The organism is Pseudomonas sp. FH1 (assembly GCF_000510895.2).
In the GTDB taxonomy this organism is placed as follows: domain Bacteria; phylum Pseudomonadota; class Gammaproteobacteria; order Pseudomonadales; family Pseudomonadaceae; genus Aquipseudomonas; species Aquipseudomonas azotoformans_A.
In genome coordinates, this window is record NZ_AOHM01000088.1 from 68,368 (window position 1) to 86,779 (window position 18,412).

Genomic DNA, 18,412 nt, shown 5'->3' on the forward strand with positions numbered 1-18,412 from the left:
CGTTACAGGCGGAACTGAATTTTGTTGGCGACGATTCGCAGCTGGTTGACCAGGTCAGGCGGGATCAGCATATCCAGGCGATTTGGGTCGCTCTCGTTACGCTCGCCGATCAGGTTGGCCTTGAAGTCTTCCATGTTCTCCACCAACCCCAGACGCTCCCACTCACGGAACTTCGAGACCGCCTCGGCCTTCATCACCACCGGTGTTACCACTGGCTGCCCGACGCCGTAGCGCGTGCCATCGTTGGCAAGCTTGTGCCGCGGGTACTTGCGCAAGATGTAGTCGCGCCAGTCGTGACGGATGTACATCAGGGTGAACAGGGTTTCGCTGTCCAGATAACTGATGTCGGGGCCGCCGGCGGTGTTGGTTTTGTAGGTGGTGATCAGTCGCTCAACGACCATGGTGCCGTCATTGTTCACCTTGCTGGTCGCGATACCGTCAAACAGCAGGAGGTTGCGCTCCTGGTTCGTGAGCTTGTCTGCTGTAGCGGGAGCCAGGCACCACGCATAGTTCAAATTCTGGATAGGGCGGGCCGGGTCGATGGCAGCGTACAGAGCAGCAATCGCCATGGTCTCGGCGGCCTTCTCGTAGGTCGGCATCGGCTCGTCGTTGGCCATCATGATGACCAGGTGCTGACTGTTGTGACTATCGCCGAGGGTTCCGAGTGAGCCCTGAGTGCCGCGCGCCGCGGTAAAAGCATGGGCCTCGATTTCTCGATCCCAGGCAAAGCGGCTGTTCAGTTCAGTCTTTACGGTCGCCAGGGTGGCTGCGTCGGTATATGCCAGCCCCCATACCTGGAACCACTCATCACCCAGAGCCGCCAGCGCCGAACCCAGGTCGGGGTTTCCAGAGCCGCCCGTGAAAGCGCTGATGGTGACCGCGACACCGGTAGGCAGTACCTGGCCGGTGTAATAGTTCACACGGGCATTCAAGCTGTTGCCGGCCTCGCCTTTGTGGCGGCTGGTCAGCGTAACGGTGCCTGTCGCGGCGGTGGCCGTTACTGGCATGTCATCTGCGGCGGTGATAGCGGCGACTACAGATGCCGCGATCACAGTGGCGGTGTCGGCACTGATCACGCCGACAGAAACGCGGCGCCCGGCGATCATCAGCTCAATGGTGCCGGATGCTGTGGCGGGGCCGGTGAACGCCAGCGTGGCGGCTGCTGCTACGCCTGCTGGATTATCAACCACCGGCATCACTTGCAGCTCGGTATAGGTATCGATCGCCATGGCCGCGCGAACCATGCCAGCCAGCATTGAGCCCTTCCCGAACTGAACGTCTGCCTGGGTCGGGCTGGTGATGCGGATCAGGGTGTTGGCAGCGGCAGCGCCGGCGGCCAGCTTCTGACCAATCAGTAGGCGACGGTAGCTGACCGGCTGAGGGCCGCGCACCGCCTTGCTGTTGTCGATCTCGCTGTAGACACCAGGCTTGCGAAGCGCGCCGGCACCAGGAATCGTATCCATTCCGATGGTCATTGTTTTTCACCCTTGGTTTCGGCCGGTACTACAGCCTCTTTTATGACGACGTCACCGGCCTTTTCCTTGCGGATCCAGTAACTGTTGAGTTCCACAGGCAAGCCTTCTGGCTTGATCTGCTCATAGGTGTCGGGGTGACGCACCAGGCGGCCCTCGGCCGGTTTCACGAGCACGCGCGTGGTCATGGATTCAGGTCCTCGATGATGGTTTTTGCGCGATCAGCCGGATTCGGCTGCGCGTTGCCCAGGCTGTATTCGGTCTTAACCGACTTCAGGTCTGGCAGGCTTTGGTTGAACAGGTCGTCAGGGTGACGATCAAAATATTCAGCGTCGAAGATGAGGCGGCACGCGCCCGTCAGGTGCTCCGACTGGTCCAGCAGAACCATGCGCGAGCGCACGTACTGCAGGTCATTCACCGTATCGCCGAGCGTGTCGTCCATAAGCAGGAGACGCTCTACCTGGCGGGCGAGCGTGTCGAGCGTGTCGTCCAGCGCTTCGTTGCCTTCGGCGTGTATTTCCACCACCAGCTCTACGCGGCGCCTGTACTCCCTGGGTGCCTGGTTAAAGATCTCTGCCGTTTCGTCCATCGTGTAAACGATGATCGCCGGCAACTCGCTCTGCCAGCCGTTGGAAATGAGCGGCGCCACCCGGCTGGCATAAACGCTTGCCCCCGCATTGGTGGCACCCAGCAGCACCGCGACGGCCTGCTTGCGGATCAGTTCTCGTGGGTGAGCCATATTCAAACCTTGCGAAGGAACAGCGTCACACCCGCCACGCCGTCGGCCTGCACGTCATGGATTTTGTATAAAACACCCCGCGCCTGGACGCGATCCCGGTTCGTGGGTTCGTTCGGCAAGTCAATCACCCGAACCCCGAGGACGGGGTTGTTAGAGGACACCGGCGCGCCAGTCTCAGGATCGACGGTAACGTGGGCACTATCGAACACCGCCTGTGCCAGCGGCACACCAGGCGCAACACCATCGGTCAGCCAGTACACAGCGCCCAATGGATCAAGCGCTGCTGTCGGCTCACTGAAGGTGCGGATCGAAACGCCGAGCATGCGCTGGGCCATTGAGGCCCAGCCCATTTACGCCACCGCCGCCGGCGCGGATACGCCGTTCAGGCGGCAGGCGCCGGTGGCGGATGGGTTAGCCGCAACCTCAGTCGCCATACCCACCAACACCAGGCCGGTGGCCGACACGTTAGTCAGGGCACGGCTGGTGGTGTTCATGTAGATCGGGTCACCGATTGCCCAGGCCTGGGCGCTGATTTTGTTCAGCCCGAACACGCCGTCGAGCTTGAGCACCACCGGTGAATCGGCTGCTTCGGTAGTAGCAGCCACGCCGACAATCGAACCGACTTTGTAGAGCTCGCCCGAAACAGTGCCGCCGGCTGGTGCTGGAACAGTCAGGCAGTCGCCGTGCTGGATGAAAGTCTTCATGAAAGGTCCCCTTTAGAGACAAAAACTGGAAAACAAAAAGGGCGCCACACGGCGCCCTTTTGGGTTTGGAGCGAACTCCGGGCTTAAGCGCCCGGGTTCTTGTATGCGCCGCGGTAGTCGATCCAGCCGGCGCCGAACACCAGGCGGGCTTTGATTTCCATGCCGTCTACTTCGAAGCCCTCGCGGGTTTCGGTGAACACGCCCTGCTCGCCTTCGAGGTAGGCATATTCAAAGGTGTCGATGGAACCTGGCGCAGCGAACAGGTACCACTGGTTACCAGTGATGCGGGCGTCGACGATCACAGTCAGCGAGGCGTTGCGCACATCGTTGATGTCAGCGTTCTTCGCCGGCACGTAAACCGAGCTGGTGAACTGGAAGGCTTCCAGCTCCTTATCCGGACCAACCACCAGGAACTCCGGCGACAGGTTGAGGAACTCGCCAGCTTTGGATTTCTGCTTGCGCATGGCGGCGCGAGCGGCAGCCAAGGTAGTGGTGTTGATCGCACCGCCACTGCCCGCAACGTTGCCGTGGCTTGCGTCGTAAAACGGTACGCCATCAGCGAAGTTCGGGTTACCCAACAACAGGGCCCAAACCACATTCGACTCAGTCGCGGCCGCCGCATTACCCAGCGCAGCCGGGATGCGGGTGAGCGCGCCAAGGTCATCGTTCACGATGGTTTCCCAGGTGAGTGCGATGATCTTGCCGAACTTGGCGACTTTGATAGGCGCCCCGTCCTCGGACAGCGTGCCGTACTTGTACTCGCCGTGTTCTTTGACGGCTTCCAGTGCGGAGATATCACCCAGAGCTGCGCGGGTTACGGCGCGGAAGTCCGGTACCGTGGTCTGACGGCCCAGCGGGCGCCAGGTTTGAGGGGCATTGGCGTAAGCATCACGCAGGGTGCGGTTCACAGTGCTACCGAGCAGCAGCGGGAAGTCGCTGGTGCTGTGCATGCCGGCGGCGCGCACTGCTTGGCGATCACAGCCCAATGCTGCGCGGGCCAGTTCCTGCGGTGTCATGCCCCGCGCGTTACCGCCAGCCATCTCGACGAACTCACGAGCCATGTCCACCAGGCGCATGCCACGAAACTCACGGCCAGCGTCTTCCAGCTTGACGGTGGCGTCGCAGCGGTGCAGCAAAGCGTTCTGCATGGCAGAGCGCTTGGCGTTCAGGACGGTGACGTCTTGGCCGCCATTCACGTTCGTCGCTTGGCTGTTACGGGTTTGTGGCTGATCTTTGTTCTGGCGCTCGGCGACGGCATCGATCAGTGCTGCGCTCGCATCACTCACGGAAACACCGCGAGCAATCAAGTCATCGACGACTGCTTCGTCATCAATGCCGACCTTGCGGGCCATGGTGCGAATGGTCAGGCTGCGCTTACGCTCTTCTTCAGCCGACTCACGGCGAAGCTTCTCGTCGGCCGCGCGCTTCTCTTCTTCGGTCATTGCAACTTCCTCTTGGATAATAGGCACGGCGGCCGGTTCTACGATCGGCTCAATCGCCGACCGAACTTCAAAAACTGTGGGGAATCGACGGCCTGTGTATTCGGCCGGGGTGGCGGCACTGCGGATATTGGCGCCGTCGTCGAAAGCAATGGGCACCACCGACAGCTCCAACGGCTCCCAATCCACCGCCCGATACGTTGGAAGCTTTTCTTCGTTGTCTTCCGTGATCTGGTAGCGGTGCACGACGTACTTGACGCTGATCTTTCGAAGGATTTTGTCTTGGACGTCTTGAAAGATCTTTTCGGCGTCATCGCGCTTACTGAATCGAACGAGCGCGTGGCCTTGCTCGCCTTCGAGCCAGGCGCGTTCAACAACACCAATAACGTCACCCAGGTCATCGCACTTGTGGCTATTGAGAAGAGGAGCGCCATTGTTCAGCCTGTCCATCCGAACGGCTTCTGGACTAACCTCCAGCTCCTCCATGTAGCTGCCGACGTCCCAGTTCCATCGCGGGCCCTTGGCGCCAGTAGTCCAAGTCAGCTCGACGGTGCGGGCTTCGACATCAATCGAGCCTTCGCGTACAGCGGCGCGCAGGCTCAGCACCGGGGTTTCATGGGTCTTGTTCGTCGTCGCCTGGTTCGGAGTTGGCATCGTCTGGTTTCTCTTCGGTGGATGGTGGCTGACTCGGCGAACCTGCGGCCGCAACTCGGCGCGGGTCGCAGTCCAGCACCAACCCGTACTTGTCGATCATGTCGTTTGCTTTTTTGATTTGTTCGGCGTGCCGCTTGGGGTCGGTGATACCTAGCTCGCGCAGCGCGTCAGGCCAAGTGGTGAGGCCGTTGCGCACGCGGGTGATCACGTTTTCCGTTTCTGATTTTGGGTCTACCATGTCTCGGCGTGGTGGAACCCAGTAAGCCTTGACGTCATCCATGACTCCGCCAGGGAGGAGCACCTGCGCCTCTATGAACCAGCGCCAAACCTGATCACATAGCTGCGGGATCAGCATGCGCCACTGCCATACGTCGACCCGGCGAGCGAAGTTCAACCAACCCATACGCCCGCTGGAAAAGTTGACACCCTTGAGGTCGCCGGTGAGCAGCTCATACGGAACGCCAAGACCCACAGCAATTGCGTGGAGTGCCTGCAATGAATACGGCGCGTAGCCGTTGAAGGTCGGCGGGGTGCCAAAACTCACCTCCTCCCCCATCGACAGCTCCTGAAGCATTCCAGGCTCCATGCGATCAATGAGTGGCGGGCGCTTCGTGGCACCCTGAGGGCTGTTGTCTGGGTCTTTGGTTATGAACCCAGCGAAGCAGGCGGCTATCTTTGCCTGCTCCATCACCGCATCTTCCATTTCATCGAAGTTGCGCATGCGCTGAATTACCGGCGCCAGCCAGGTGTAGCCTCGTGCCTGACCGGGTCTCTTCCGGAAGAACACATGAATCACGTCTTCCGCGGGAACCCGACGAGATTGGAGCGAACCCCAAGCAACGTTTGCGCCGGGGTGTTCATCAAACAACCAATAGGCGACTCGCTTACCAAGGGCGTCGAACTCGATACCTTGGATAATGCGGTTGAGCCCAACGATGGCGGCCTTGGACTCGTCGAGAAAATCAGCCTCGATTACCTGCAGCTGGACCGGAACCGGCAGACCATCGGAGCTGAACCTGCGCCGGCGGCGAATTAAGCACTCGCCACTTTCTGCGACGGCCTCCATGATCATGTGCTGCAGGCCGTAGAAATCCTCCAACCCATCAGCATCGCAGGCAGTTGTCTCTGCCCACGCTTGCCAAAGGTCCATCAGCTTCACGCCGTCTCGATCACGTTTGGCCAACGGCAGCGGAACGATCCCCGCCCCGACCACGTTATCGGCAATACCAGTGATGGCGCGCTCGGCAAAAGGGTTGTTCCGGCGCTGGTCCCGCGCGCGGTTACGAAGCTTGGCCAACGCCGGCGCGTTCTCGGCGTTGGCGTCAGTGCCGCTGGTACGCCATCCGTCATTCCTCCGACCGCCCGCCGCACCCTCGAAGCGCCGCTTGATCACGTCCATGGTCATTTCAGTGCGGAGCTTTTTAAGGCGCGCATCTGATCGCTTGGCGGCGTACCCAGGAAACAGGCTGTCGAGCATGCTCATGGGCAGTATCCTTTCGAAAACGAGGTATAACGGCGACCGCCGTCGTCACATGCATTCAGCCCCAGCTCGGTTGCCATCAGCTTGAGGATCCGGATCATCTCGTCGAGTGACCGGTAGGTAACGCTTTTGTCGGCGTAGCGGACGGACAGCGCGCCTTCGGCGATGGCCGCCTGCAAGGCCTGGTACTGCTCGATTGTGAAAGCCATAAGTCTCGCTACCAGAATGTGGATTTTTTCCGTGGCCGCTCTTCCGTGTCGGGTTCATTGCCGCCAGTGACGGCGGCAACCAGAAGATCGAGATCAAGTCCGAACCGTTGCTGGCATATACGCAGGGCGGCGAGCGCGTACACAAAGCAGTCGAGGGCCTCGTTTCGGCGTCCACCGCTGTCCCAGCGCATCACACGCTTGCCTTTGGATATGGCTGCTTTTTTCTTCTCGGAGGTGAGCTGCTTGACCTCCGACTCGTCGCAGATCACATCGTTGGCCGGTAGGTGAACCACCCCCGGCTGAGATACGCCAGCCTGAGAGGAAGCCGTATCTACCGGCAAACCCATGCGGCTGTAGAGCAACTCTTTGGCGTTGTCGGTACCAACCTCGGTGAGGAAGACCTTGTGCACCTTGTTCTTCGTGCGAGGGAAGTTCGCGATCGGCTTGCCGTAGATGGTCGCACCACGGATTGGCACGACCCAGTGCACGCCATGCTTGCGGCTTTCGGCGTATACCTCGTCGGCATAGTGGCCGCCGGCGTCCCACGTCCAGCGCTCAACCTTCATGACGGTGCCGTCAACCCGAGTGAACTGCCGGTGCAGTTCGAGCCCCACCTTGCGGCGAAGCTCTTCGCTGGCCGGGTCCCCCATAAGGATGAAGCGATGGACAAGCCAGGCCTCCTCGCCGGGACCGAATGCCCAGACACGTCCTTCGAAACGGTCATCTTGGGTGTCGATGCCACCCACAAGAACAAGACCAAGGGCCGGGACCTGTGGATAAACCTCGCGGCGCCCGTACAGAACTTCGGAGTCGAGCTTCTCGCCCTGGTCGTCGTCCCACGTTTCGCCGCGCGTGGTGTTCATGAAGGTGATCAGCTTTGAGACATCGCCTTTCACCTTCAGCCATTCTTCGGCCAGGCTGAGCCAGGTACTCCAGGTGCTGTAAATCGCCCAGATGCTGAAGCTGACAGAACGCGGGGTGCGCATAATTTCGCCGTCAACCCCAAACCAGTCCATCCCGTCACAGGTCCAGATGCCGGTGTGCTCGCAGATCCAGCGACCGGACTTCGACGCCTCGACCATCTCGTTGTGCCAGATCACGCAGGCTGCGTGCTCGCACAAGTACCAAGCTTTTTCCGCCTCGCCGAGTGCGTTCTTTTCCCACTTCAGGCCGAATTCGCAATCCTTGCCGCCCCACTTGAGCGTCTGCTCTTGGTGGCAGTGCGGGCAGTCGATGTGAAACTTCAGCAGGTATGGCGACTCCTCGACCGCCTTGGTGATCTGGCAGGAGCCGACACGCTTTGGCGTTGAACCACGAATCGACTTAGGGTAGATCGCACCGTTGAGGCGCTTGTCACCCAGGGTGATAGGAGAGCCCTCCCCTTCGACGCTCTCGTCGAAGTTGGACAACTCGTCGTAGATCACCTCGTCAGCTGACTTCTCGCGGTAGTTGCGCGAAGCCTTGCCGCCGCGGATCCAGAGCGTGCGGCGGTTGGCGAATATCTTCTGGTCGAGTGTGTTATCGCTGTGCTTGCGCCCGAACCATGGGGCCAGGTCGCCCACCGCCGGTACGTCGCGGATCATGCCGTTAACGTGGCTCTTGCTGATGTCCTCGGCGTCCGGGTCGGTTGGGCTCCACATCATCACGTTGCGTCGCTTGTGCTGAATCTTGTAACCGATGTTCGCCATCAACAGCTTGGTGTAGCCGATCCGCGCCGACTTGATGAAGTTGACGACGTTGATCAGGTCGTTGCCCATGCTGTTCAGGATTGCGACCTGGAACGGCTCGGTCGTCCACTTGCCCTCGTTGTAGGAGGACTCAGCCGACATGTAGAAGTTCTTATCCGCCCACTCGACGGCGGTTTGCGGTGGTTCTTTATAGAGCGCCTGGAGTCCTAGCTTGATCGACTTGCGTAGATCATTCAGCCACGGACTCAGCGTACTCATCTAATAATTCCGGAAGTTGCTCACCAAAGCTGGCGGCAATATTTCGAGCAAGCGCGATCTCCCGCTCGACCGACTCGATTATCCGAGGGTCAACCTCGGGGTGACGTCGAGTGACGGTCTTTCCGACGGTGTCCAGTTTCGAGCCGATCTGAGCGGCGATTTTTGCCAGGGCAAATGTGGCGAATGGAACGGGCACGAGCTGCTTGTCGAGCACCAGGTTCTTCTTCTCCTGGGCTATGCGCTGAGCGGCGGTGAGGCCGCGGCGCTCTTCGAGCAGCTTGTACTCGATCAGCGGATCGAGACCTTCGGTTCCATCCCCCGCCGGTTGTTGTTTCCGTTGCGCGTGCTCAACGCGGTTTTCCACCACGTTCTGCACGGTATAGAACGCCTCTCGACCGATGCGTGCGACAGGCGCAACTCCCCATTTGTCAAAGGCTTGCGGGGAAATCCCGAGGCTCGAAGCCATCTCGGATTTGTTCAACCACCCGCGCTGTTTGGTTGTTTCGTTTTTGGCCATGATTAAACAACAACCAACCGTGGGAAAAAGGTCATACATATTTGGCGCGCGGGGCCCGAATTACCCGCATGGGGCTGGGGGCCGGGGAAGGACCCAAAGGGGGGGGGTGGGTGCACCATCCAGGGGCGCCCACCACCCTCCACTCAAGAACTCCTATCGTTTCGTCGCCAGTGCCGTGTCCATTGCGCTTTGGAACTCACGAACCCTGTTCGCTTTCACGATGTTGTCGGCGATCTTGTAGAACGGGAGGATGACCCGGTAGCCTGGCTCGCCATCACTGAAGATGAACACGGGCCGAACCGCATCCCCCCACGCCGTCTTCTTCCGCTCCCAAACACCTTGGGTGCCGTCGACTTCGCCGGCGAAATACTTCTGGGCATTACCCTTACGCTTACTGCGTTTGCTGCCCGTAGCGTTGGCCTGCACACCACTAACAGTCTCGGCCGCACCAAGGCCCGACAGGATCTTCATGATCGTGCCGCGGGGAACGTTGCCGAACTGATTGAGTGCTGATGCTGCTGGAAGTGCGTACTGCCCAGGCTTCATGATCCCTTTTGCGATCAGTGCTTTCTCGAAACGCTTATGAGGTCGACGACCGCCCTTCACTGCCTGCTGCAGGTATGTGTCGGCGGGAACGCCTGATGTCCATGCATCCTTGAAGAACGTGCGGGCTTCCGGCTTACCCTTCGTGGCGGGCTTCACATAAAGGCTATTCAGGGTCGTTGTCGTCGGCCGATCAATACGCGCTTTCAATACCGACAACTCGCCCTTCTTCACCAGCACGGCCAGGCGGGTGGCCATCAGCGCAAAGGCGAATGGCAGTTGTTTTTCACCAACCGTTCGAAGCGCCTTCGATAGCTCTTCGATATTGGTTCGAGCATCGATCTGGAACATCTGAAGTCACCAACTCTTCAGCTGAAGGGGTCAGCCGGCTTAGCGATCGAGCGCACGAACCACATAAAACCTTGCTGCAGGTTGGTCTTTGCCAGTGCCAGCAGTCGAGGGTCGACCCCTTCAATCTGGCCGATCTGCTTGAACAGCTCACCGGTATCAGCTTCCAGCGCCTTGATGGAGTTCATGCCGTCGATCTCGGACTGAGAAAGGTCTCGGTAGCCGGTGATTTTCTTGTGCTGGTTGTCCATGGTGGCTCCTCATGATTGCGCGCCACGATTTGACGCATTCGGATACGTGGCCCGGATTACTTGCTCTGGCTGCGCTTGATCTGGGCGTCTACCTGGTCGGCGCACGTGTCGAGCAGGTTGATTGCCCTGTCCTTCAGCTCCCACACATCGCCATTCAGGCGAAGGTCGGCGGCATCCTCATCTACCCGTTCGCACGGGATCAGCTCAGGGGCTTCCAGCCTTACGGCGTGGGTCTTTGTCACTACCGCCGGCTTTGCCGCGCAGGCCGTCAGGCAGAGGCTGAGCAGCCCAGTCACGAACAGGCTTGCTGTTGCGCTTGAGGTCTTCAAAGTTCTTCTCCGCCTTTTTCGCTTTGTCCTGGCTGGCCTTGAGGCGCTTTGCCAGGTCGGCCTGGTATTCGGCATTGCGCTTTGCTTCGGCGCGCAGGGTGGTGATAGTGGCCTGGCTCTCTTTATTGGCCTCGACGGCATCTTCCTTTGCCTGGGTCTCAACGCGCTTCTCTTCGCGAAGGTCCTCAACCCGCAACTGTTGAATGCCGACCAACAGAAGGCCCACCAGCGCGATGATGATTGCTGCAGCGATCGCCTTCATGCCGAGTCCACCTTCTTGCCCAGGAAGCGGATGATCATGTCCCTGATCGCCGTTACGCCAATGAAGCCAATGGCACCACCAGCAGCAACGGACAAACTAGGCGGCCAGGTCATCCACTCGATAATGCTGCTGGCCGAGAGGCTGAGCGCGCCACAAATGAGCGCCTCCAGGATGATCCGCCACTTGTTTGGCTCTTTGGCTTCGTACAGCACGCGAAGAAGAGTGATCGTGACGGCCATGATTGCGCCCTGCCATAGCGGGTTCGAGAGGGCCAGCCAGATTTGGGCCCACGTGTCTGGCTTGTCTGGCATGGGTGGCATCCGGATTTCCTCCCTCTCGGGGAGATTGATAAATCCGGCCCCATCAGCACTCCCGGCCATAGCAACGGGTGTGGTGGAGCCGAAAACGAAAAAGCCCCGGCGAATGCCGAGGCTCAATGAATTGCAGAAAGCAAAAAGCCCAGCAATGGGCTGGGCTTTAATCGTCGCCTCTCATACGCGCAAGATCGACATGATGGGGTTAATTTACGGCCAGTCGGCCAACTGGTCAAGCGGCATCTACAAAGATTTGCTCACTGTCGAATATCTCGGTTGCGTGGATCACGGCCTGCTCTTCGAGCTGCTCCAAACGCTTGTGGATTCCACCTCGCCAGTTGCGACGGGTGCGCTCCGGTGAGCCCGCCAGGTCCCAGGTGTTCATGTCGTAGAACTCTGCGGGCAGAACGATCATATCCGTGGAGCGCTTGCCAACCTGCACGCCCTTCAGCTTCGGTATGGCCCAGGCCGTCAGCGCCTTATAGATGAACACCTGCGGTGCCGGCGAAACCATGCGAGCGACCAGGCGGCCAATGGCGCTGACCTTGTTGGCCTTGTGGGTGGAGTACTTGGCGACCAGCACATCCCACTGAGCCGGCTCAAGCTGTCGGTGCAGCAGCGCATAGAGGCAGCAGTCGTAATCGAACTTGTCCCGGACAGATAGCGTGCTGCCGGTGCCGCCATGACGCAGGTCGGCGTCGATCAGCTTCTGCCAGGACTGCTTGGTGCTGTTGTCTATGTTGTCTGCGGCCAGCACACGCACCAGGGTGCCCATCACGTCTTTATACATAGCCATGGCTCAATCCCCCTTGTAAGACGAGCCGCCTGGGCCACGGCGGTTCGGTGTCTGGTATTCATCGATGATGCAGCGAGCAGGGTTATGGCCGGCCAACTGGGGGCGCGTCCGACGAACCAGCAGGCCAAGCTGGACAACCAGGTCCTGCATCAGAAGCGGCTCAAGGGTTTCAGCATGGACGAAGCCTGAAGAGTGGCAGCCGATGCATTCGAGCTGATGAAACACACCCTGGATCAGGCCGGCACCACAGCAGGATGGGCACTCAGTCAGCGGTATCTGGCGGCGCACAAAGGCGGGGCCACTGCTCTTTTTCATCATTTTTAAACCTCGCCTTTTATGGTTTCTGGATTTGGCTAGAGGCCGCGCCATTCAAGGCCTCGGCGTCATTGTGCGAATTTCCGTTTCTAGTCATGGTCGAGCGGTGAATGAGGTTGAAACCCTTCCCGTCTAACCAGTCATGCCACTTAACCAACGCCTCGCGCTTGAGCAGTTCGGCCGAGGTGTGGATGTAGGTCTGCACGTTGCGGGTAAGCGTGTGGTTCACCAGCATCTCGCCGATTAGGAAGTCGACGCCCAGGTCCGTCCAACCGGTGCGGGCCACCTTGCGCAGATCGTGGCTCGTCCACTCACCTTTGCCCAAGCGCGTGAACACGGCACACGCCTGGCTATCACTGATCGGCCCACGGCCCCGCGCCGGGAACACGTAGGTGCCTTTGTAGCCTTTGGCCGACTGCCAGTCCCGGTACCGCTCCAGCAGCGCGCACACCTGGTGGGTCAGTGGCAGGTGATGCTCGCAGCGGGTCTTTGTGTTCTCAGTGGGAATGAACCACTCGCCCTGCTCACCCAGGGTGAAGTGGGACCACTGCGCTTGCCTGGTCTCGCCGGCGCGGGTGCCGTGGCACAGCATCATCAGGGCCAGCATGCAGTCCTGGGGGTGCTGGTCGAAGCCGTCGGCCAGTTCGCCTATCACTTCCTCGAGCTGGACGGCCCGTAGGCGTGATGGCTTCGGCTGGATGCGGGCCTTGGTGAAGTCGGTGAACTTGAACCCGGCGATGGGGTTAGCTGCGATCAGGCGCAGCTTCTCGGCCTGGCGGAACGCGACCACCAGCACGCCCCACATCAGACGGACGTAGGACAGGGACATTTCAGCCTGCATCGGCCACATCACCAGCTTGTCGAGGGTGGAGCGGTCAACGTCTTCCACGGCGATATCGGCGAGCCGTGGCTTCAGATGGCACGAGATGATCGAAGTGTTGGTGGAGCGGCGCTTGGCCGACAGGCTGCGGTCAACGGCCTGTCGGGCGGTGAACCAGTCCAGCAACTCGCCGACAGACTGCAAGGTGCCGGCGGCGGCCGAGGCCTTTGGGTCAGCGGCCAGACGCTCGCGTATCTTCGGCAACGCGACGATCAAACCCTTCACAGGCAACTGAGGAAACCCGGCGATCTTGTCCCACTTGCCACCCGACACCAGGTACCAGGTGCCACGCTCACGGTTCTTGTGAAATCGGAAGTAGACGCCCGGGTATCGCGCGTCCCGCATGTCACGGATGTGGGTGCTCGCCGATTGGCGACGGATCTCGGCATCAGAAAACGTGGTCAGCAAGCTCTGGCTCATGGGGTGTTCGGCTCCGAGTCGATCGGGTAATCCCGGATGTGCACGCGCACGGCGCCACCTGGCACAGGGTTGCCAATGGTGATCGTGGTGATGAAGTTTTTGTCGTCGATGCCCAGCCCGTCGGCGATGCCATCCCGGCCAGCCTTGAAGCGGGCCAGCAGGTTGTCATCGTCGTAAGAGCGGCGATTCGGCGGGCAGAACGTCACCCAGAAGTATTTCTTTCCAGCGAGGCTCGGTGCATCGAGCGCCAGTGCAATCAGGCCGCAAGTACGGCGATAGGCTTTCGCGTGCTTGTGTTTTTGCCGCCAGTGCACGCGCGCGTTCGGACTCAACTCTTTCGGCGGCCACGGTAGCGTCATGTCGATCATGCAGCCCCCTTTACGATGAGAATTCCGGCCCGGATCAGGCCTTCATGAGTTTCGGCAATGGCGCGCGGCATGTCCTGCCAGTCAATGTCGCCAACGGCGCGGCCGTCGATTACGTCGTGGCAGTCGCTGCAGGCGTACACCGCTACGGTGTCGAAGCCCTTCATGCCCATGCCTTTCTGCCCGCACGGCAGATGCGCGAGAACGGTGGTTTCTGGATTGTGATTGCAGATGCCTGGCATCCGGACGGTGCATTCTTGGCCGTTGGCCGAGGCGCGGAGTTTCTTCGAGCTCACTCGCATGCCGGTTTCCCCGTGACGACGTCGACGACTTCGTAAGTCCCAGGCCACATCCACGAGCCATAACGCTTGGCCATGGCCTGGTCGGCGAACAAAGCCAACGCGTGATCAGGCGGGGAGCTCAAATCGACCTTGAACGAGCAGCAGAACACTGCCCAGCGGTAGGTATCGATCTCGGGAACCGCCAGGCGGCGATCAGGCATGACGGGCGGCTCCTGATCGAATGGCACGCATGTCGGCAAGCGCTCTGTTGCCGATCTCCGGCGTTCGGCGCCCTTCAGCTCTCTCAGGCAGCGCCAAAGGCATCTTCTGCAATGGCAGGCCCTCGATCAGGCGCCGAACTGTGATGGTGTAATTGCGCTCGAACAGTTTGAGGCTGAGCGATTCCTCAAGCTTGTTCAGGCTTTCAAAACCACACTCTTTCGCGGTGTGCCAAACCGCGTCGTGGCTCCATCGCGCACGGCCGGCCATGCAGGGATGGGCATTGCGGCACGCTTCGCGATGCGCGGCGGAAAGCGTTGGCAGGCCAAGCATCTCGGCGGTGGGCGTGCACCAAGCGATAAACACACCAGGCGCAGGCACGAAGTCCCGACCTGACTGGCGAGCGCCCATCAGACCGAACTGCAGCTGATCCAGGCTGCGCAGTCCGGCCTCAAGAAACGCTTGGAGCCATTCTTTTTTGGCTGCCTTGTAGGCGGACACATCCGGCCAAGCCTGCTTCCAGGCAGGAAAGATCGCGCGCAACTGGCGGAAAAGGCCGTTGATCACGGCGGCAGTTTCGCGATTAAGTTCTGCCTGAACCTCCTGTGGAAGAGCTTGTTCCTTTTCGATGTACTGGCCCGACTGCACCTTCGCCCAGAGCCCAGTAGTTACGACCGCAACGCTTTTCATTGGGAGACCCCCTGCTCATTCCAGCCAGTGTCGTCATCATCAAAGTCTTGAGACGCTTGGCGGGGTGCGAACGGCTTGACGTTGGAGTTTCTGTTGAGGTCGTTGCGCACCCACTTGACCAACATGCTGACCCACTCGGCCTCGGTATTGGTCTGCCCCTTCGGCTCGTAGTAACCGGTGAACGCTTTCAAGGCATCATCGGTGAACAGATCCAACGCTACGCCCTGGTGCAGCGCATAGGTCTTCAGTATTTTCGAGTCTGGCTTCCAGTCGAGAGTCATTTCGCTGGGCATGCGAGGATCAATCGGCATACGCGCAGAGAGAGGTTCTTTATTCTTCTCTACATCTTCTTTAGGTAACGCACCGCTAACGGTGGAAGCGTTACCTTTACCGTTATTTGCCTTGTGATTCGCAACCCGCTTTGCCGTGAGAAGCCGATTCTTAGCGGTCTTCCCGTTGTGCCGGTCGAAATGTGGAAGGCTAATAACGCCGTCGATCTCGATCATCCAGGCGACCGATTTCATGTGTTCGCAGAAACCGATAACGCCAACCATGCGATCAAGTAACTTTTTGCTAACGCTCGGAGCGTTACCGTTTTCGGTTTGTTGGTCGAACCAGCCCCATACGCGCATCAGCTTGCCGACAACAGCGTCTGGGTCGATGTCCGCAAAGTCAGCGATCTGGCAAACCTCTGGCTTGTCCAGGGTGGTGAGTTCGAATTTGATCCAGTCACCGGCCATTACGCGGCCTCCTGCAGTAATTCAGCGAGGCGTGTCAGCCCCTTTGGGGTGATCATTGGGTCGAACGCCGCACGGTCGATGCCGGTCTCCGGATCAGGCTTCAGCGCAGTGACCTTGTGGGTCATGTGCCCGGAGGTTATGCGGGGCTGGTATGCAACCCAGCGCTTGCAGCCGTGTCTGCGGAATATCCAGCGATGCTGTTCTAGCCATGCGAAGAGTCGAGACGGTGCCAAGCCAAGCTGCTTGGCTGCGTCCGTGATACAGATAGCGCCGCCAGCTGCAGCGAGCCGGTTGATGGCGGCGACCTTCGGGGCCTGAACTGAAATCAAGCGCTGCAACTCGCCGTTCTTATCTGCCAGATCGGCAGCCAGCCGAAGAGCTTCTGGCAGGGATTGCGGGATTGAGACGGTCTGTCGCGACACGTTTTCAAGCTCGCTTAAACGTGTCACGACACGATGGCGAAGCGGGATGCTGTACCCGGTCAAAAGGGTTTCAGTCAGGACGCGGTCGAGATTGAATTCAGCGGTGTAACCCCGCCCGTCTTTGACCTCGTGGAGATGGCGCAGATCTGCGCCATCGTCTGCCAGTGCCTTACGCATCACGCGGATGTCACGAATGACGTCCTTGTGTTGCTTTCCGGTGAGATCGGCGATCTCCCGGCTCGACATGGTGACCGTATTGCTTGGAGCGACGATCGTATTCATAATGGCCCCTCAGTGTTGTGCGCTTTAAAGAAGCCGGTCTAGCCACCGGCTTTTTTGCGCCTGTCGTTTAAGTACTGGATGAATCAACAGCTGAATGCGAAGTGCTGCCTCGGGTGTGGTGTCGCCTCATAATTGGCTCAACAGTCAGGCAGCCTGGTCTGGAAGGCTTGGTCGCAAGTCGCGAGCAAGAATCTTCCCGCCAGTAAGGATTTCAGCTCTCAGCGCAACTTCAGCTGAGCAGCCATGAAGTCCGCGAACCCAGCCGCTGACCGAGCCCTGCTTAACCTTTAGGGCGGCCGCGGTCGCAGACTGCGAACCGAAATGCTCAACGAGCTTTTTGAAAGTGGTATTCATCAAATCTCCGCCCATATAAAGGGATGCCTTTATCCTATGGAAAGGGATACCTTTTTGCAACTCTAAAGGTTGGCCTATAAATTGTCTGGCATGGAACTCAAAGACAGATTGAAGCGAGCGCGGAAGAATGCAGGCCTGACCCAGGTCGAGCTGGCAGAGCGCGCTGGCATAAAGCAGGCATCCGTATCGGAAATTGAGCGCGGCCTGACACGCACCTCTGGGCATCTGATAAAGCTTGCCCAGATATGTGGTGTTGACCCTGTTTGGCTTTCGGATGGAACGGGATCACCGGAAGGCAAGTACTCGCCGCCGCCCGACAAAACAACCTCGACCATCGAATCAAACGCGGTACTACTCGGCCCTATAGATGTATGGGACGATGACACACCGCTGGATGATGACGAGGTCTACGTGCCATTTCTCAAGGAAGTCGAACTGTCCGCAGGCACGGGAATTACCTCCGTCCAACAGTCGCCCAAACAGAAGCTTCGCTTTGGAAAAATAACGCTGCGCCGTCAAGGCGTTCAGCCGTCGGAAGCGGTGTGCGTGACCGTTTCCGGAAACAGCATGGAGCCAGTTCTGCCGGATGGCAGCACCGTTGGTGTTGATCGCGGAACGACATCTATTACTGACGGAAAAATGTACGCCATCGACCATGGCGGGCAGTTGCGAGTAAAAACTCTGTACCGACTGCCGGGCGGCGGAATCCGCATGCGGAGCTTTAATCGCGACGAGCATCCGGACGAGGAGTACACAGTCCAGGACATGCTTCAGAAAGAGATTGCAGTGCTAGGCCGGGTATTTTGGTCCTCGGCCCTCTGGTAAGAACCCCTACCCTCCTCCCCAGCGAACAGCGGGAAATCACGGAAGAAACCAATGAAAAAGATCGCAGCCCTCCTATTCCTGCTCGCTTCGAGCGGCATTGTTTCTGCCGAAACGAAGACGGTGACAGCGACAGTGAGCGATTTTCAAAGAGGATTCATTGAGACGGTCCAGGACTACTCTACCCAGTATGAGGCGGCGCCGAATGAACTCAAGAAGTCATCGGTCGCGAAAAAAAGGATGGATGCTTTTGCCAAGCTGCAGGGGGATCCCAGAAAGATCGCTGACTGGTATGGGACCATCCAAAAGCTAGGAACCAATGGCGACGGGGACGCCTTCGTCACGATTCGGCTTCTCGTCGACAACATAACCGTGAGCACCTGGAACAACAGCTTCTCCGACGCAGGCTCGAATACCCTCATAAAAAATGGTACGCCCGCATATGAGGCGCTTTCAGAGATGGCCGAGGGCAACGTCGTGAAATTTTCAGGCGCCTTAGGCAAGGTAAAAAACGTTAGCGAAAAAGGGAAAATGACCGAGCCAGATTTCCTCTTCAAGTTCTCAAAGGTCGAAAAAGTGGGCGACTCGACTACGCAATAACCCCACCTCTTCGCATCCA

At 59.2% G+C, this 18,412-nt stretch carries 27 protein-coding genes; 2 read left to right on the forward strand and 25 right to left on the reverse strand.

From position 1 onward, the window contains the following. Positions 1–2: 2 nt before the first annotated feature. The 25 genes from H096_RS23610 to H096_RS23725 form a co-directional block, all read right to left on the reverse strand. Complete coding sequence (locus H096_RS23610; RefSeq protein ID WP_206542899.1) at positions 3–1,463, reverse strand: phage tail sheath subtilisin-like domain-containing protein; 1,461 nt, start codon at positions 1,461–1,463, stop codon at positions 3–5. Positions 1,464–1,471: 8 nt separating this feature from the next. After that, the gene (locus H096_RS23615; RefSeq protein WP_025858885.1) at positions 1,472–1,660 is read right to left on the reverse strand and encodes a DUF2635 domain-containing protein; all 189 of its coding nucleotides are present in this window, start codon (positions 1,658–1,660) and stop codon (positions 1,472–1,474) included. Beyond that, on the reverse strand, positions 1,657–2,211 hold the full coding sequence (locus H096_RS23620; RefSeq protein ID WP_033901757.1) for a hypothetical protein: 555 nt from the start codon (positions 2,209–2,211) through the stop codon (positions 1,657–1,659). Before H096_RS23620 ends, H096_RS23615 begins: the two co-directional genes overlap by 4 nt. A 2-nt stretch (positions 2,212–2,213) precedes the next feature. Beyond that, positions 2,214–2,561: a hypothetical protein gene (locus H096_RS23625; protein ID WP_051422162.1), complete on the reverse strand. Its 348-nt coding sequence runs from the start codon at positions 2,559–2,561 to the stop codon at positions 2,214–2,216. Beyond that, the gene (locus tag H096_RS23630; RefSeq protein ID WP_033901758.1) at positions 2,562–2,915 is read right to left on the reverse strand and encodes a DUF2190 family protein; all 354 of its coding nucleotides are present in this window, start codon (positions 2,913–2,915) and stop codon (positions 2,562–2,564) included. Positions 2,916–2,998: 83 nt separating this feature from the next. After that, positions 2,999–5,008, reverse strand: a complete 2,010-nt coding sequence (locus H096_RS23635; protein WP_241495537.1) for a prohead protease/major capsid protein fusion protein — start codon at positions 5,006–5,008, stop codon at positions 2,999–3,001. Then, complete coding sequence (locus H096_RS23640; RefSeq protein ID WP_051422164.1) at positions 4,968–6,491, reverse strand: phage portal protein; 1,524 nt, start codon at positions 6,489–6,491, stop codon at positions 4,968–4,970. The genes H096_RS23635 and H096_RS23640 overlap by 41 nt, the downstream gene beginning before the upstream one ends. Next, on the reverse strand, positions 6,488–6,697 hold the full coding sequence (locus tag H096_RS23645) for a hypothetical protein (RefSeq protein WP_033901760.1): 210 nt from the start codon (positions 6,695–6,697) through the stop codon (positions 6,488–6,490). The genes H096_RS23640 and H096_RS23645 overlap by 4 nt, the downstream gene beginning before the upstream one ends. Before the next feature lie 8 nt (positions 6,698–6,705). After that, complete coding sequence (locus H096_RS23650; RefSeq protein ID WP_033901761.1) at positions 6,706–8,643, reverse strand: terminase gpA endonuclease subunit; 1,938 nt, start codon at positions 8,641–8,643, stop codon at positions 6,706–6,708. Beyond that, entirely contained in the window at positions 8,615–9,160 is a 546-nt protein-coding gene (locus H096_RS23655) for a terminase small subunit (RefSeq protein ID WP_033901762.1), read from the reverse strand. The genes H096_RS23650 and H096_RS23655 overlap by 29 nt, the downstream gene beginning before the upstream one ends. 153 nt (positions 9,161–9,313) lie before the next feature. Continuing rightward, positions 9,314–10,054, reverse strand: a complete 741-nt coding sequence (locus H096_RS23660; protein ID WP_033901763.1) for a hypothetical protein — start codon at positions 10,052–10,054, stop codon at positions 9,314–9,316. Positions 10,055–10,071: 17 nt separating this feature from the next. Continuing rightward, entirely contained in the window at positions 10,072–10,302 is a 231-nt protein-coding gene (locus H096_RS23665; protein ID WP_033901764.1) for a hypothetical protein, read from the reverse strand. A 56-nt stretch (positions 10,303–10,358) separates the two neighbouring features. After that, positions 10,359–10,544, reverse strand: a complete 186-nt coding sequence (locus H096_RS23670; RefSeq protein ID WP_033901765.1) for a hypothetical protein — start codon at positions 10,542–10,544, stop codon at positions 10,359–10,361. Continuing rightward, on the reverse strand, positions 10,507–10,893 hold the full coding sequence (locus H096_RS23675) for a hypothetical protein (RefSeq protein WP_033901766.1): 387 nt from the start codon (positions 10,891–10,893) through the stop codon (positions 10,507–10,509). Before H096_RS23675 ends, H096_RS23670 begins: the two co-directional genes overlap by 38 nt. Further along, positions 10,890–11,213 carry a phage holin, lambda family gene (locus tag H096_RS23680; protein WP_033901767.1) on the reverse strand — a complete coding sequence of 108 codons (324 nt, stop codon included), beginning with the start codon at positions 11,211–11,213 and terminating at the stop codon, positions 10,890–10,892. Before H096_RS23680 ends, H096_RS23675 begins: the two co-directional genes overlap by 4 nt. 226 nt (positions 11,214–11,439) lie before the next feature. Further along, on the reverse strand, positions 11,440–12,003 hold the full coding sequence (locus H096_RS23685; protein ID WP_033901768.1) for a hypothetical protein: 564 nt from the start codon (positions 12,001–12,003) through the stop codon (positions 11,440–11,442). Positions 12,004–12,006: 3 nt separating this feature from the next. Further along, the gene (locus tag H096_RS34020) at positions 12,007–12,321 is read right to left on the reverse strand and encodes a hypothetical protein (RefSeq protein WP_156717520.1); all 315 of its coding nucleotides are present in this window, start codon (positions 12,319–12,321) and stop codon (positions 12,007–12,009) included. 16 nt (positions 12,322–12,337) lie between these two features. Continuing rightward, entirely contained in the window at positions 12,338–13,618 is a 1,281-nt protein-coding gene (locus H096_RS23690; protein WP_033901769.1) for a tyrosine-type recombinase/integrase, read from the reverse strand. Beyond that, the gene (locus H096_RS23695; RefSeq protein WP_033901770.1) at positions 13,615–13,986 is read right to left on the reverse strand and encodes a hypothetical protein; all 372 of its coding nucleotides are present in this window, start codon (positions 13,984–13,986) and stop codon (positions 13,615–13,617) included. The genes H096_RS23690 and H096_RS23695 overlap by 4 nt, the downstream gene beginning before the upstream one ends. Next, complete coding sequence (locus H096_RS23700; RefSeq protein WP_033901771.1) at positions 13,983–14,285, reverse strand: nuclease domain-containing protein; 303 nt, start codon at positions 14,283–14,285, stop codon at positions 13,983–13,985. Before H096_RS23700 ends, H096_RS23695 begins: the two co-directional genes overlap by 4 nt. Next, entirely contained in the window at positions 14,276–14,485 is a 210-nt protein-coding gene (locus H096_RS23705) for a hypothetical protein (RefSeq protein WP_033901772.1), read from the reverse strand. The genes H096_RS23700 and H096_RS23705 overlap by 10 nt, the downstream gene beginning before the upstream one ends. After that, the gene (locus H096_RS23710) at positions 14,478–15,173 is read right to left on the reverse strand and encodes a replication protein P (protein WP_033901773.1); all 696 of its coding nucleotides are present in this window, start codon (positions 15,171–15,173) and stop codon (positions 14,478–14,480) included. Before H096_RS23710 ends, H096_RS23705 begins: the two co-directional genes overlap by 8 nt. Next, a complete protein-coding gene (locus H096_RS23715) occupies positions 15,170–15,913 on the reverse strand; it encodes a DnaT-like ssDNA-binding domain-containing protein (RefSeq protein ID WP_051422166.1) in 744 nt (247 codons plus the stop codon). Before H096_RS23715 ends, H096_RS23710 begins: the two co-directional genes overlap by 4 nt. After that, positions 15,913–16,581 carry a phage regulatory protein/antirepressor Ant gene (locus H096_RS23720; RefSeq protein ID WP_033901834.1) on the reverse strand — a complete coding sequence of 223 codons (669 nt, stop codon included), beginning with the start codon at positions 16,579–16,581 and terminating at the stop codon, positions 15,913–15,915. The genes H096_RS23715 and H096_RS23720 overlap by 1 nt, the downstream gene beginning before the upstream one ends. Positions 16,582–16,761: 180 nt before the next feature. Further along, a complete protein-coding gene (locus H096_RS23725; RefSeq protein WP_033901835.1) occupies positions 16,762–16,971 on the reverse strand; it encodes a Cro/CI family transcriptional regulator in 210 nt (69 codons plus the stop codon). A gap of 90 nt (positions 16,972–17,061) precedes the next feature. On the opposite strand from H096_RS23725, the gene H096_RS23730 reads away from it, so the two are divergent. Both H096_RS23730 and H096_RS23735 read left to right on the forward strand, forming a co-directional pair. Continuing rightward, a complete protein-coding gene (locus tag H096_RS23730; protein WP_033901836.1) occupies positions 17,062–17,796 on the forward strand; it encodes a helix-turn-helix transcriptional regulator in 735 nt (244 codons plus the stop codon). A 51-nt stretch (positions 17,797–17,847) separates the two neighbouring features. After that, positions 17,848–18,393: a hypothetical protein gene (locus H096_RS23735; protein ID WP_033901774.1), complete on the forward strand. Its 546-nt coding sequence runs from the start codon at positions 17,848–17,850 to the stop codon at positions 18,391–18,393. The last annotated feature ends 19 nt before the right edge of the window (positions 18,394–18,412 follow it).